The sequence below is a fragment of the Pseudomonas sp. E1BtOHC1 genome (genome assembly GCF_058744285.1).
The window spans coordinates 1,322,047-1,335,990 of the sequence record NZ_CP196023.1; the positions used below are offsets into that span (position 1 = coordinate 1,322,047).

General features: G+C 66.4%; 14 protein-coding genes. All 14 read right to left on the reverse strand.

From position 1 onward, the window contains the following. Window positions 1-4: 4 nt before the first annotated feature. The 14 genes from ACSSVC_RS06105 to ACSSVC_RS06170 are packed head-to-tail and all read right to left on the reverse strand — an operon-like array spanning window position 5 to window position 13,922. The gene (locus ACSSVC_RS06105; protein ID WP_346634479.1) at window positions 5-1,231 is read right to left on the reverse strand and encodes a beta-ketoacyl-ACP synthase; all 1,227 of its coding nucleotides are present in this window, start codon (window positions 1,229-1,231) and stop codon (window positions 5-7) included. After that, window positions 1,231-1,959: a 3-oxoacyl-ACP reductase FabG gene (gene fabG / locus ACSSVC_RS06110; protein ID WP_102862814.1), complete on the reverse strand. Its 729-nt coding sequence runs from the start codon at window positions 1,957-1,959 to the stop codon at window positions 1,231-1,233. Before fabG ends, ACSSVC_RS06105 begins: the two co-directional genes overlap by 1 nt. Next, a complete protein-coding gene (locus ACSSVC_RS06115; RefSeq protein WP_346634480.1) occupies window positions 1,956-2,429 on the reverse strand; it encodes a hotdog family protein in 474 nt (157 codons plus the stop codon). Before ACSSVC_RS06115 ends, fabG begins: the two co-directional genes overlap by 4 nt. Further along, window positions 2,426-3,622, reverse strand: coding sequence for a beta-ketoacyl-[acyl-carrier-protein] synthase family protein (locus tag ACSSVC_RS06120; protein ID WP_492612078.1), 1,197 nt, complete (start codon window positions 3,620-3,622; stop codon window positions 2,426-2,428). The genes ACSSVC_RS06115 and ACSSVC_RS06120 overlap by 4 nt, the downstream gene beginning before the upstream one ends. Beyond that, window positions 3,619-4,104, reverse strand: a complete 486-nt coding sequence (locus tag ACSSVC_RS06125) for a hypothetical protein (protein WP_123725081.1) — start codon at window positions 4,102-4,104, stop codon at window positions 3,619-3,621. Before ACSSVC_RS06125 ends, ACSSVC_RS06120 begins: the two co-directional genes overlap by 4 nt. Further along, window positions 4,101-4,862, reverse strand: a complete 762-nt coding sequence (locus tag ACSSVC_RS06130) for a class I SAM-dependent methyltransferase (protein WP_492612079.1) — start codon at window positions 4,860-4,862, stop codon at window positions 4,101-4,103. The genes ACSSVC_RS06125 and ACSSVC_RS06130 overlap by 4 nt, the downstream gene beginning before the upstream one ends. Further along, window positions 4,859-6,106 carry an NAD(P)/FAD-dependent oxidoreductase gene (locus tag ACSSVC_RS06135; RefSeq protein ID WP_492612080.1) on the reverse strand — a complete coding sequence of 416 codons (1,248 nt, stop codon included), beginning with the start codon at window positions 6,104-6,106 and terminating at the stop codon, window positions 4,859-4,861. The genes ACSSVC_RS06130 and ACSSVC_RS06135 overlap by 4 nt, the downstream gene beginning before the upstream one ends. Beyond that, window positions 6,093-7,283 carry a cation:proton antiporter gene (locus tag ACSSVC_RS06140; RefSeq protein ID WP_446439521.1) on the reverse strand — a complete coding sequence of 397 codons (1,191 nt, stop codon included), beginning with the start codon at window positions 7,281-7,283 and terminating at the stop codon, window positions 6,093-6,095. The genes ACSSVC_RS06135 and ACSSVC_RS06140 overlap by 14 nt, the downstream gene beginning before the upstream one ends. Continuing rightward, window positions 7,277-9,619: an MMPL family transporter gene (locus ACSSVC_RS06145; RefSeq protein ID WP_492612081.1), complete on the reverse strand. Its 2,343-nt coding sequence runs from the start codon at window positions 9,617-9,619 to the stop codon at window positions 7,277-7,279. The genes ACSSVC_RS06140 and ACSSVC_RS06145 overlap by 7 nt, the downstream gene beginning before the upstream one ends. After that, window positions 9,603-10,253: an outer membrane lipoprotein carrier protein LolA gene (locus ACSSVC_RS06150; RefSeq protein WP_346634623.1), complete on the reverse strand. Its 651-nt coding sequence runs from the start codon at window positions 10,251-10,253 to the stop codon at window positions 9,603-9,605. Before ACSSVC_RS06150 ends, ACSSVC_RS06145 begins: the two co-directional genes overlap by 17 nt. Window positions 10,254-10,279: 26 nt before the next feature. Then, entirely contained in the window at window positions 10,280-10,705 is a 426-nt protein-coding gene (locus tag ACSSVC_RS06155) for an acyl-CoA thioesterase (RefSeq protein ID WP_102862823.1), read from the reverse strand. Beyond that, complete coding sequence (locus tag ACSSVC_RS06160; RefSeq protein ID WP_492612082.1) at window positions 10,695-12,242, reverse strand: HAL/PAL/TAL family ammonia-lyase; 1,548 nt, start codon at window positions 12,240-12,242, stop codon at window positions 10,695-10,697. Before ACSSVC_RS06160 ends, ACSSVC_RS06155 begins: the two co-directional genes overlap by 11 nt. Next, a complete protein-coding gene (locus tag ACSSVC_RS06165) occupies window positions 12,223-13,167 on the reverse strand; it encodes a lysophospholipid acyltransferase family protein (protein ID WP_346634487.1) in 945 nt (314 codons plus the stop codon). The genes ACSSVC_RS06160 and ACSSVC_RS06165 overlap by 20 nt, the downstream gene beginning before the upstream one ends. Then, on the reverse strand, window positions 13,164-13,922 hold the full coding sequence (locus ACSSVC_RS06170; protein ID WP_404938107.1) for a glycosyltransferase family 2 protein: 759 nt from the start codon (window positions 13,920-13,922) through the stop codon (window positions 13,164-13,166). The genes ACSSVC_RS06165 and ACSSVC_RS06170 overlap by 4 nt, the downstream gene beginning before the upstream one ends. Between the last annotated feature and the right edge of the window lie 22 nt (window positions 13,923-13,944).

Genomic DNA, 13,944 nt, shown 5'->3' on the forward strand with positions numbered 1-13,944 from the left:
GGCATCAGGACCAGCGGCGGAAGATCAACGAGGTGTTGACGCCGCCAAAGGCAAAGTTGTTGTTCATCACGTATTCGTGGCTCATGGCCCGAAAACCGCCCTGCAGGTAGTCCAGTTCGCCGCAGCGCGGGTCGACCTGATCCAGGTTGCAGGTATGCACATACTGGTCACGGTTGAGCATCTCGATGCTGAACCAGGACTCCAGCGCGCCGCAGGCACCCAGGGTGTGGCCGAGAAAGCTCTTCTGCGAACTGATGGGCATGCGATTGCCGAACAGACTGCTGGTGGCCTGGGTCTCGGCGATATCGCCCTGTTCGGTGGCAGTGCCATGGCCGTTGACGTAGCCGATGGCCGCCGGGAACAGGGCCGCATCCTCCAGCGCCAGCTCCATGGCCCGGCGCATGGTGCTCTGCTCGGGACGAGTGGTGTGCTGGCCGTCGGCGTTGCTGCCGAAACCGACGATTTCCGCGTGAATGCGGGCGCCACGGGCCAGGGCATGTTCCAACTCTTCGAGCACCAGCATGCCGCCGCCTTCGCCGATCACCAGGCCATCGCGATCGATGTCATAGGGGCGCGGGCTGGTGTGGGGGGCATCGTTTTTCAGGCTGGTGGCATAGAGCGCGTCGAACACCATGGCCTCGGTGGGACACAGCTCTTCAGCGCCGCCGGCAAGCATCAGCGGCAGGCGCCCGAACTTGATCGCTTCATAGGCGTAGCCGATACCCTGGCTGCCACTGGTGCAGGCGCTGGAGGTGGGGATCAGGCGTCCGGTGAGGCCGAAGAAGATGCTGATATTGGCGGCGGTGGTGTGGGGCATCATGCGCACGTAGGAGTTGGCGTTGAGCCCCTCGGCCACCGAGTTCAGCAGCATGTTGCCGAAGGCCTTGATCTCGTCGGTGCTGCCGGTGGAAGAGCCACAGGCCACGCCCATGCGCCCGTCCTTGATCGACGGGTCGCCCAGCAGTCCGGCGTCGGCCAGGGCCTGCTCGGCGGCGCCGACGGCGAGCCGCGAAACCCGGCCCATGCTGCGCAGTTGCTTGCGGGTCCAGTGGCTGGGCACCTGAAAGTCATCGATGGGGCCGGCCAGACGGGTATTGAGCTCGCTGAACCGGTCCCACTCGTCCATGCGCCGGATGCCGCTGCGGTTGGCGCCAAAGCGCTCGACGATGCTGGCCCAGTCGCTGCCCAGGGAGGTGATGCCGGCCATGCCGGTGACGACCACGCGTTTCATCAGCACAGGCCCCCGTTCACCGCCAGCACCTGGCGGGTGATGTAGGCGGCCTCGGCAGACATCAGGAAGTTCACCGCGCCGGCCACCTCTTCCGGGGTGCCCATGCGCTGGGCGGGAATCATCTTCATCAGCTCGTCCACCGGCACGTTTTCGTCGAGCATGGCGGTGTCGATCAGGCCCGGGGCCACGCAGTTGACGGTGATCTTGCGCTTGCCCAGCTCGATGGCCAGGGCTTTGGCAGCGCCGATCAACCCGGCCTTGGAAGCGCTGTAATTGACCTGGCCGCGGTTACCGATCAGCCCCGAGACCGAGGTGATGCAGACAATGCGCCCCGCGGCGCGACGGCGGATCATTGGCATCATCACCGGGTGCAGGACGTTGTAGAAACCGTCGAGGTTGGTGCGCAGCACCTGGTCCCAGTCCTCTTCGCTGAGGGCCGGGAAGGCGCCGTCGCGGGTCAGCCCGGCATTGAGCACCACGCCGTAATAGGCGCCATGAGTCTCAACGTCGGCTTCCAGCGCGGCCTTGCAGGCCGCTCGGTCAGAAACGTCGAATTGCAGGATGCGGGCGCTGCGGCCCAGGGCCTCGACTTCGCCCTTGACGGCTTCGGCTTCGCTGCGGCCGCTGCGGCAATGCAGCACCAGGTCATAACCGGCCTGGGCCAGACGCAGGGCGATGGCACGGCCGATGCCACGGCTGGAGCCGGTGACCAGTACGGAGTCAGTCATGACGGAGTTCCTGTAGAAGAGGCAGGTGTTTCATGCAGATAGTCGGCGGCCTGAGGGGGACGGAATACGTTCAGGCGCGCGCTGGCGGTAATGCCGGGGCCATTGAGGTGGCATTCGAACACACCCATGCCGTTGTCGTCCTCGAGGGAGCGCAGGGCATGGATCTCCAGGAGGCTACCAACGGGAAAGTGTTCGACGTTGCATTCGAACTTCCGGGTGCCCAGAAGAAAGCCCAGCTCCACCGGCAAGCCCTGCTGGCGGGCGCGGCAACCGGCGTAGGCGGCCACGCTCTGAGCCATCAGTTCGATGCCGACCCAGGCCGGCAGGCTGCCGTCGGGGCGGTTGAACAGGCCGCCGGGGCGGATTTCGAGGCGGGTGCGGATCTGTTCTTCATCAAAGGCCAGGACCTGATCGATGAGGATCATGTCCCCGGCATGGGGCAGCAACTCGGCGAGCGGCCAGTCAATCATGGGGCGTCTCCGATTATCAGGCTGACGTTGTTGCCGCCGAAGGCGAAGGAGTTGCTCATCAGGCAGCGTGATGGATGCGTTACCAGGCGGTCGGCGGAGGTGACCCAGCGCAGGGGGGGCAAGGCCGGGTCGGCCTGGGCATCCCAGACATGGGGCGGCAGCGCCTGCCCCGGGTTATCGCTGCCGAGGCTGAGCCAGCAGAACGCCGCTTCCAGGGCCCCGGCGGCACCCAGGGTGTGGCCGCTCATGGGTTTGGTCGATGAGCAAGGCACGCCTTCGGGGAACAGCTGCGCCACCGCCAGGCTTTCCATGGCGTCGTTGTGTTGGGTGGCGGTGCCGTGCAGGTTCAGGTAGTCGATCTGTTGTGGCTGCAAGCCGGCACTGCGCAAGGCCAGGTTCATAGCCTGCAAGGCCCCTCGACCGTCGGGGGCCGGGGCGGAAATATGGTAGGCATCGGAACTGGCACCGCCGCCCAGCAGGGCAACGGGCGAGTCACGGCCCGGTTCCTTGCTCATCAGGAACAGCACCGCCGCTTCACCGATATTGATGCCGTCGCGGTGGCGGGAAAACGGGTTGCAGCGCTGAGCGGACACCGCCTCCAGGGCGGTGAAACCGTTCAGGGTGAGCTTGCACAGGCTGTCGACCCCGCCGCACAGCACCGCGTCGCACAGGCCCAGGTCCAGCAGGCGCCGGGCGCTGATCAGGGCCCTGGCGCTGGAGGTGCAGGCGGTGGAAATCACATAGGCCGGGCCGCAGAGTTGCAGCCAGTCGGCGAGAAAGTTCGCCGGGGCGCTGAGCTCCTGCTGACGGTAGTCGTAGTCGGTGGGGAACTGCCGGTCCTGCAGATAACGGGCAATGCCGCGACTGGCCTCGTCGATGCCCGAGGTGCTGGTGCCCAGGACGATCCCGATGCGGCCACGGCCATAGCGTTGGATTGCCTGCCGGATGTCGTCCTCGATCTGCAGCGTGGCCTCCAGCAGCAATTGGTTGTTGCGGCTGTTTTGCGCTTCGAAGCCACTGGGCATGCAGGCCAGTGGACCGCGCACTGCCGCCACCGGCAAGGTGCGCTCGGGCACCCAGTGGCTTTCGTCGCGCATGCCTGAGCAGTCGCCGGCAAACAGGCTGCGGGCGACTTCCTGGCGATTGCGGCCCAGGGCGCAGATCACCCCGAGGGCATTGAGGTAGGCCGTCATGGCGTGGCCTCGGTGCTCAGTGCGGTGATGTGGTAGTGCGGGCCTTGAGGCAGGTTCAACTCGAAATCCAGAAGTTGTTGATAGTCAATCCGCCAGCGTGGGCCGAGGGTACGTTGGGCGCCTTGCTGGTGGGCGCCCGGGTAGTTGGCGGCCAGTTCCGCCTCGGGTGTGAGGGCGAACAGCAGGGCCGCGAACAGCTCCCGGGCCTCCGGGTTGGGGGGCAGCAGGCCGTCGGCCTGCCACTGGCCATGCACCAGGCGCTGACGGGCCTGGGGAATGCCCAAAGGGTCCATCAGCGACCAGCGCAGGTCCGGGCCTTCGGCCTGGATCACCAGCAGCCAGTCCTGGCGTTGGCCATCAGCCTGGCGCTGCACATGCAACTGCAACGGCAACATCAGGGAAGGCGTGCGCTCGGGCAGCGGAGCCTGACTGACGCAAGCGCTCAGCAACAGGACACAACCGAGCAGCAGAACGCGGATCATGCGGGCAGGCCTTCCTCGATGACAGGGGGATTCAGGGGCTTGCGGGCCACCACATTGACCAGGGTTTCCTCGCGCTCACCCACCGGCGGCGGCTGGCGCAGGCCCAGGCGCTCCAACAGGCCGAAGTCTTTGGCGCGGCTCCACCACAGGTAAGGATAAGACACGTTCTGCGGGCCGAACTTAAAACCCTGCCGACGAATCATCTCTAAATACTCGGCGGCGCTTTTCTGCACATGCATCGGATGGCGGAACAGCCAGCGAATCACCCAGGTGTCGATGTAGGCCTCGGTGGACTCGGCGAACAGCAGGTAGCCCCCGGGCTTGAGCACGCGATAGAACTCGGCCAGGGCCTTTTCCTGTTCCACCAGGTGATGGAAGGTCTGGTGGCAGAACAACAGGTCGACGCTGGCGTCCGCCAACTCCAGGGTCGCGCAGTCGCTGCCGATCAGCTCCACCTGCAATTGCTGGCGCCGGGCTTCCTCGGCGCTGAGCTTGAGGCTGTGGGGATCGGCGTCGAGACCGATCAGGCGCTGCGGGGTGAATACCTGGCGCAGGTACTGGAACGATTTGCCCTGGCCGCAGCCGGCATCCAGCAGCACCGGGTGGGCCGGCAGCTCGCCGTCGAACAGCGAGCGCAGGTCATTGATCGCCACCCGCAGCACATGGTGCTGCCAGGTGTGGCTGCGCAGGAACCAGAAGCCGAAGCGGGTTTCCTCGACGTAGCTGTCGCTCAGGTACTGGGTGGATTGCTCGCTCATGCCACGTCCCTCGCGCAGACTTCCGACAGGGCCTTGAGCCGGCGCTTGGGCTCGCTGACGAAGGGGTTGCGTTCATCCCAGGCGTAACCGGCGAGGATCGAACTGATCATGCGGCGGATTTCCGGCGAGCTGCCCGGGTGGTAGATCACGTCCTGGAAAGTGCCGGCATACCAGCCTTCGACGTAGCAGCGGAAAGTGTCGACGCCGCGCTTGAGCGGTTCGGCGAACTCGCTGTGCCAATCGACGCTCTGGCCTTGCAGCTGACGGTGCAGCACTGCGGCCGCCATGCTCGATGAACGCATGGCAATGGTCACGCCGGAGGAGAACACCGGGTCGAGGAACTCCGCGGCATTGCCCAGCAGGGCGAAGCCCGGGCCGTGCAGGGTGGTGACGTTGGCCGAGTAGCCGCCGATGGTCCGCGCCGGGGTGTCCCACTCGGCGTTTTCCAGGACCTTGGCCAGGCTCGGGGTTTCGCTGATGAAACCGCGCAGGCAGGCGTCCAGGTCGCCATCGCGCCCGGCGAAGTGTTCGTCGGCGGCCACCACGCCCACCGAGCAGCGGCCGTTGCTGAAGGGGATGCTCCAGAACCAGATGTCGCGGTGCTCCGGGTGCGTGGTGATGAGGATCTTGTTGCGGTCGAAGTGCTCGCAGTCGATGCGGTCCTCGACATGGGTGAACACCGCTCGGCGTACCGGAAAGTTCGACGGTGCTTCCAGTTCCAGCAGGCGTGGCAGGACCCGGCCGTAGCCGCTGGCGTCGAGGATGAAATCGGCTTCGATGCGGTACTGGCTGCCGTCTTCACGGCGGCAGTCGAGCTGCGGCAACGGCCGCTCCACATCCACCGCGACAATCTCTTCGCCGTAGCGGATCTCGACCCCTTGCAGGGCGGCCTGATCGGCCAGCAGCTTGTCGAAATCGGCCCGCTGCACCTGGAAAGTGGTGGGCTTGCCATTGCTGAAGGTGTCACCAAAATCGAAGGTGCTGTAGTGCTCGCCCCAGGCGAAGGCCGCGCCGTTCTTGAGTTGGAAACCGGCGGCGTGCACCGCCTCCAGCATGCCGGCTTCCTCGACGAAATCCAGGCAGTGGGACAGCAGGCTTTCACCGATGGAGAAACGCGGGAAATGTTGCCGCTCGACGATCAGCACGTCGTGGCCCTGGCGCTTGAGCAGCGCGGCCGCGATGGCCCCCGAGGGGCCGGCACCGATCACCACGACCTGGCGACGTTGCATTTCAACTGTTGGCACTGGGGCTCCTTGCCGGTTCGGCGATGTTCAGGTTCAAGGGGGCCACGTTCAGCGCGGCCGGGGGAGTTCTGTGCAGCCCGGCCAGGGCCGGTAGCAGGGTGGCGATCAGGCCCATGAGCATCAGCGCGAAGTACAGCGCCGGGCTGATCAACTGTTGTTGCAGCAGCAGGTTGAGAAAGACGATCTCGCTCAAGCCGCGAATGTTCAGCAGCAGGCTTTCGCGCCAGCGGCTGGCACCCTCGAAGGAGGCGCCGGCCCAGCTCAGGCCCAGCCAGTTGCCCAGTAGCTTGCTGGCAATCGGCAGCAACAGCAGCGCCGCCAGTTGCACCCAGCCGAGGCTGTCCATGGCGCTGTGCACGTTGATCTGCACGATGCCGAAAGTCAGGATCAGCGGGATGGCGACAAAGGTCTGCAAGCGGTTCATCCAGGCAGCCTTTAACGGCAGCACCAGCGGCAGCTTGAGGGCGGCCATGCACAACAGGTAGCCGATGCCGAAAATCAGCGCATTGAGTTTGTAGTGCTCGGCCACCACCAGCAGACCGAAGAAGCCCAGGCTGTGCAGCAGGGGCTGGCGCAGGCCAAGGACCCGCAGCACCAGGGGCAGGCAGGCGCCCGCCAGGGGCAGTAGCAGGCTGCTCACCTGCAGGCTGCCCTGGGCCAGGGCGAACAGGGTCCAGCAGGTCAGGTCGATAAGGATCGCAGTCTGCACCAGGCGCCGGGTGGCGGCGGGCGGGTACTGGATGTGTCGCAGATACAGGTAAAGCACCGGGATCGCGGTAATGGCGAACAGCAGGCCCACCGCCAGGGAGCTGATCCAGGGTTGCGCCGGCAGCAGCCAGAAGGCCGTGGCCAGGCCACAGGCGAAGGGAATGCAGAAGCTCGGCACGGCGATCTTCAGGCTCTGACGGTCCAGGCGCAGGTCGATCACGTCACTGAGGATGTGCCCCAGCAGCAGGGCGAAGCTCAGGCCGTAGAGGGACTTGAGCCATTGCGGGGAGACCAGTTGCGCGCCGCCCAGCTGCCAGTGGGGTTCGATCCACAGCAGCATCAGCAACGGCAGGCCGAAGGTCGCCAGCAGCAACTGGCTGACAATCGGAATCAGGCCCAGGTGGCGCCCCACGTGGGTGGCCAGGGCGAACAGGGCCAGGGCCAGCAGCCAGAACAGCAGGGTCAGCATGGCGGGTTCTCCGCGGCCGGTGTCGGATGCGCCGTGTGGCCGGCCCAGGGTGCGAGGATAAAGCTGAAGGCCAGCCCCAGACTCACCGCCAGCCCGAAGTTGCTCACTGCCGGAGTGCTGGACACCGCCAGCAGACCGAACGACAGCCAGGTGGTCAGGGCCGCCAGCAAGGTGCCCAGCAGGCTCACGGCGGCGCCGCCGATCTGCTCGCGCATGAGGATTGCGTAGTCGACGCTGATGGCGGTCACCAGCAGCAGGCCGAACAGGCTGAACAGGGTCAACGGCTGGCCCAGCCAGCCGAGGCTGGCCAGGCTGCACAAGGCTGCCAGCAGCGGCAGTGCCACCAGGCGCAAGGCCCCGCCGAAACCGAAGGGCAGGATCAGCAGCAGGACGATCAGCACGCAGGACGCCAGCTTGAGTTCGGCGGCGCTGACCTGGGTTGCGGCGAACACTCGGTTCAGCTCACCCAGGCGATCCACCAGTTGCACCCCCGGCAGGTCGTCGGCCTGGACCCGCAGCAGGGCGGCGTCGTTCAGGCCTTGCAGGCTGACCATGGCCGCCACGCCGCTGGCGTTGCTACCCAGCCACAGCGGGCGAAAGGGCTCGGCCAGGGGGCCGATGAGCGCGGTGTCGATGTCGGCCACGGGCAGGTCTTGCAGCTGTTTGAGCTCCGCTTGCAGGGCCGGCAGTGGCACCCCCAGCTCCAGCAACGGCTGCCAGACGCCCGGCAGTTGCTTGAGGGCCTCGCGCACTTGCTGCTGCTCTGCGGGTTGGCTCACCAGTTGGTCCAGGGACAGGTAGCCCTTGAGCTTGCCCAGGTTCACCAGTTGTTGCAGGCGCTGGTCCAGGGCTCCCAGGCGCTCCAGCAATTGCTGCTGGTTGGCGGCGCGCACCAGGAAGAACTGGCTGGTGGGCTGATAGCCGGTGATCCGGGCAATGGCCTGGGCCTCTTGCATCAGTTGCGGCGGTGCACCGACCCATTGGCGGATGTCGTTCTTGCTCTCGAGCTGCCACAAACCAGCGGCGCAGAACAGCGCCAACAGGGCCAGCAACGCCGGGCTCGGCACGCGTTTGAGCAGTGCGGCACGCACCCCGAGCAGGGCCTCGGCGACCCGCAGCGGCCATTGCGCCGGACGCAGCTCGACGCCCTTGAGCAGTGCCGGCAGCAGGCACACCGCCGACAGGTAGGCCCCCAGCAGGCCGGCGGCGGAGAACACGGCGATCTGGGTCAGGGCCGGGAACGGGGTCCAGGCCAGGGCCAGGTAGCCGATGCAACTGGTGATCAGGCTCAGGCTCAGCCCCGGCAGGGTCAGGCGCAGGGCCGGCCAGCTGCGCCAGGGTTTCAGGCTCCAGCTCTTGGACAGGTAATGCAGGGGGTAGTCGACGGCCACGCCGATCAGGCTCGATCCCAGCACCAGGGTCATCACGTGCATGCGCCCGAACAGGGCGACGCAGGCCACGGCGCCGAACAGCATGCCCACCAGCACCGGGACGAAGGCCAGCAGAGCGCGCCAGCGGCGGAAGGCCAGGAGCAGCAGCAAGAGGATGCCCAGGGTCGCGCCCCCGCCGACCCAGGTGATTTCCCGGGTGGCCTGCTGCTGGCCGTTGGCGGCATACAGCAAGCCGCTGGCGGCCAGCAGTTGTACATCGCTCTGGCTCGCCTGTTCGCGGCTGTGACGCAGCAGTTCGGCCACCTGCAAGGGCAACTGCATGTCGAAGGCATTGCCTTTGGTACGGGCCCGCAGGAGGACCCAATGTTGGCCATCGGCCTCGGCCACCAGGGCACCACTGGCGACATCCAGCTGCACCGCGCCGTGTTGTGGCTGGCTGTTCTGAATGCGTCCGGTCAGGCCCAGCCAGTCATCCTGGCTCGGCACCAGGGAGAAGCCGGTAAAGGGGTCGAAGAGGCTTTGCACTCGCTGCTCGATGAAAGCCTGTGGCTGGCTGATCAACTGCTCGCGGTCATGGGCCGAGAGCATGGCCAGGCGCCCTTGCAGCAGTTGCTTGCGCAAGGCCGGCAGGTCGGCTTGCAGGTTCCACTGGACCTTCTCGAACAGCCCGCTGGCCTGCCATTGCTCGGCCAGTTGCCGGGCCATGTCCACCGCTTGCTGGCGCTCGGCATGTCCCGCCAGCACCAGGATTTCCCGGTTCAGCGGTTCCTGCATGCGCTGTTCGGCCTGCAGCTCCAGGGCGTCCGGGGCGGTGCCGGGGACCAGTTCCATCAGGTTGGCGGACAGGGGCGCGCCGTGGCGCCATTGCCAGGCGCCCAAGGCCAGCACCAGGGCCAGCAGGATCAGGAAGGATCGGGGCAGCCAGCGTTCACTCGGCAAAGTCATGTTGCTCCGCTTCGCTCAAGGCTTGGGCACTGCTGCTGTCTTGCATGATCAGCAAGGTACGGTCGCCCTGGGCTTCCAGCAGTTCGATGCGTTGCACCAGCTCGCCGCCGTCGATGTTGATCTGGTTGAAGATCTGTTTCAGCAGCAGGGAACGGGGGATCAGTTGCAACTGCCAGTTCTGCGCGCTGCCTTGCAGCTTGAGTTCGAAGTCCCGCTGCAGACCGCTGCTGTCGCCCTGCAGCACGGCGAGGAACAGGCGGTTCTGTTCGGCACCGGCGCTCTTGCCCGGAAGCATCTGCCAACCGCCGGCATCGCGCCGGGCAATGCCCTGGGCGGTGATGCGGTAGTCCTGCTGCAACGGGGTTTGCAGCAGCCACAGCAGGCCGTGGTTTTTCGCCAGGACGAAGTGGCCCTTGCTGGTCAGCGGCTGAGGCAGGGCCCGCAGGTGTTTTTCCTGGATGAAGCGGCCGTGGATCACCTCCGGCCGCGACAGCTGATCGCTCAACTGTTGCAGATCGAATGCCTGGGCCAACCCCGGCACCACCAGCAACACCAGCACCGTAGGAGCGAGCTTGCTCGCGAACCGCCGCACCACCGTGCTCAGCGCCGTGCACTGGGTAGCCAGCCAGACCATCCTCGCGAGCAAGCTCGCTCCTGTGTTCATGGCAAGGCCCTCGCGACGGCGTCGGTGAAGACCTTGGGCGAGGCCAGCTGCATTTCACGGCTGGCGATCTCCACGGCCACCTGCACCGAGCTGGCGCGGGTCAGGCGCTCGCCACTGGCCAGGTCAGTGATCAGGTAGTTGATCTTCAGACGGTTCTCCCACTCCACCAGGCTGGCGCGCACGTTCAGGGTCTGGCCGAACACTGCGCCGCGCACGTAGCGCAGTTGCAGATCGATCACCGGCCAGGCGTAGCCGGATTCGAGCATCTGGTTGTAGTTGTGGCCGAGCTTGTCCAGCAAGGCGCAGCGGGCGACTTCCAGGTACTTGACGTAATGCCCGTGCCAGACGACGTGCATGGTGTCGACGTCGAAGAACGGCACCTGGACCTGGGTGTCGGCGTGGATCACTCCCTTACTGCGCATGCAGCCTCCAGTGTTGCTCGGCGATACGTTGCAGGCACAGGCGCAGTTCGCGCTCCAGGGCGCGGTCCTCGATGACAGGGGCGAAGTCCGCCGCCAGTTCCAGGTGCATGGCATCCAGGGCCGGCGGCAACGGCCGGGCATCGGCTTCCTGGCTGCGCAGCCAGACGCCCTGGTTGGCGGCGAGCAAGGTGGCGGCGGCCACTTGCTCGGTGAGCTCCAGCACGCGGATCGCGTCGCGGGCGGCGATGGTGCCCATGCTCACCTTGTCCTGGTTGTGGCATTCGGTGGAGCGCGAGAACACGCTGGCCGGCATGGTGTTCTTCAGGGCTTCGGCGGTCCAGGCGCTGGCGCCGATCTGCACCGCCTTGAAACCGTGGTTGAGCATCGCCCGCTCGGCGCTGGCGCCGGACAGGTTGCTCGGCAGGCCGTGGTTGTAGCGCACGTCCACCAGCAGCGCCAACTGCCGGTCCAGCAGGTCGGCGACGTTGGCCACCAGGTTCTTCAGGCTGTCCATGGCAAAGGCGATGTGTCCGCCATAGAAGTGCCCGCCGTGCAGCACGCGCTCGGCTTCGGCGTCGATGATCGGGTTGTCGTTGGCGCTGTTGAGTTCGGTTTCGATGAAGCCGCGCAGCCAGTTCAGGCTGTCGGCCAGCACCCCGAGAACATGGGGCGCGCAGCGCAGCGAGTAACGGTCCTGCAGGCGGTGCAGGGGCGCGGTCGGTGCGTCGATCGCCAGGTCCTGGCGCAGCCACGCAGCGACTTGCATCTGCCCCGGGTGTGGCTTGGCGGCGAACAGGCGTTCGTCGAAGTGCTCCGGGTTGCCTTGCAGGGCCACTACGTTGAGGGCGGTGATGCGGGTGGCCAGGCGCAGCAGGTAGTCGGCTCGGGCGAAGGCCAGGCAGGCGAGTCCGGTCATCACTGCGGTGCCGTTCATCAGCGCCAGGGCTTCCTTGGGCCGCAGCACCAGGGGCTCCCAGCCCAGCTCGCGGTGCACGTCGGCGGACTCACGGCGTTCGCCGCGGAACATCACCTCGCGTTCGCCGGACAGGGTGGCTGCCACGTAGGACAGCGGCGTCAGGTCGCCGCTGGCGCCCACCGAGCCTTCTTCCGGGATCAGCGGCAGGATGTCCTGATCGAGGAAGGCCTGCAGGCGTTCCAGCAGTTCCACCCGGACCCCGGAAACCCCGTGGCACAGCGACTGCAGACGTGCGGCCAATACGGCGCGGGTGGCTTGGGCGTCCAACAGCTTGCCCAGGCCGCAGCCATGGAAGGTGTACAGATGACGGGGCAGGGCCTCGACGTGCTGCAGGGGCACGGCCACCACGCAGGAGTCGCCGTAGCCGGTGGTCACGCCGTAGATCACCCCTTCCTTGTCCAGCAGGGAGTCGAGGAACTGCGCGCCCTTGGCGATCCGCTGGCGCCATGTGGCGTCGGCTTGCAGGCGCGTCGGTGCCTGACGGTTGGCCAGGGCCAGCACGTCTTCGATGCGCAGGGGGTGTTCGCCGAAGGTTACCGGCTCATGGGTCGAGGTCGTCATCGGTCTTCCAGAATGGGTAAAAGTTGAACCATTGTTGCGGTGCCTGCAGGCAGTACTGGCCCAGGCGCTCGGCGTAGCGGGCGGTCCATTGGGCGATCACCTGCTGGCGGTCATTGCGCTTCCACTGCACGGCTTCGGCGAAGGGTTCGAGGATCACCTGATAACGGCCCTGCTGTTTCAGGCACAGCAGCAGGTTGACCGGGCACTTGAGCAACCCGGCCAGTAGCCAGGGGCCCTGGGGGAAAGCGGCCTGATGGCCGAGGAAATCCACCCGCACGTTGCGCCCGCCGTGCAGCGGTACGCGGTCGCCGGCAATTGCCAGCCATTCGCCGCGATCCAGGCGCTGGCTCAGTTGCAGCATGATCGCCGGGTCCAGCTCGCTGACCTGGATCAGCCGCAGGTTGCTGGCGCCGGCCTCGCCCAGCAGGCGGTTGAAGCGTTCGGCGTGCTTGGTGTGCACCAGCACGTTCATGGTCACCTGCTCACCCAGCTCGGCCAAGGCCCGGCAGACTTCCAGGTTGCCCAGGTGCGCGCCCACCAGCAGCTGTCCGCGTTCGCCGCGCAGCTGATGGCGCAGCTGCGCCGGGTCGATGATTTCGATCTGTTCGATGCGCAGCTTGCCGTTCCACACATCGAGCTTGTCCAGCAGGGCGTCGGCAAAGGCCATGAACTGGCCGAACACCCGCCAGTGGCTGGGGCGCAACGCGTCGCGTCCGCTCCATTGGGCCAGACGCTGCTGGTATTGCCAGATGCTGCGGCGGGCGCTGCGGCCGAACAGGAAGAAATAGAACACGATGACGTACAGCACCGGGCTCAGCAGCCGCCGCCCCAGGACCCGCACACCGAAGGCGGTGAGCTTCATCAGCCAGAAACTGCCGCGCTCCTGGTGCTCGGCCCAGTGCTCGTTGGATGGTGGCTGGCTCATGGGCGCCACCGACGCCAGAGGATCTGCGGCAGGCGCAGCAACATGCCGAAGAACAGCTTGGCGTGCATCTTGGAAATCAGCGCGTTGTCGTGGAACAGGCGAAAGTGCGACAGGCCGTCCTGGGGATAGTGCACCCGGGTCGGCAGCCAGTGCATGGGCTGGTTGCGCCAGGACAGGCGCACCAGGATCTCCGGGTCGAAGTCCATGCGTCGCCCCAGTTGCACCGAGTCGATCAGGGCCAAAGTGGCGGGCAGGGGATAGACCCGGAAGCCGCACATGGAATCCGGGATCTGCAGCGACAGGCTATTGATCCAGACCCAGACGTGAGTCAGGTAGCGGGCGTACAGGCGCCCTTTGGGGACGCTGGCGTCGTACTGTGGATAACCGCAGATCAGCGCTTCGGGATGGGCCTGGGAGCGTTGGATGAAGTTATCCACATCCGCCAGGTCGTGCTGGCCGTCGGCGTCCACCTGCAGGGCGTGACTGAAGCCCAGTTGCACGGCTTCGCGCAGGCCGGCCATGACCGCGCCGCCCTTGCCCTGGTTGATGGCCAGGCGGATCAGGAACACCTTTTCGCGCTGGGCCATCTGCTCCAGCACTGCCGCGCAGGCCGGGCTGCTGGCGTCGTCCACCAGTACGCAGGGCAGGCCCCGTGCCAGGAGCGCGTCGACCACGGCGGGCACGGCGGTTTCATGGTTGTAGACCGGGATGACGGCGCAGGGGCTGTGGGTCGGCGTGGGCCCCTTCGCTGGCAAGCCAGCTCCTACAGCCGCGAAG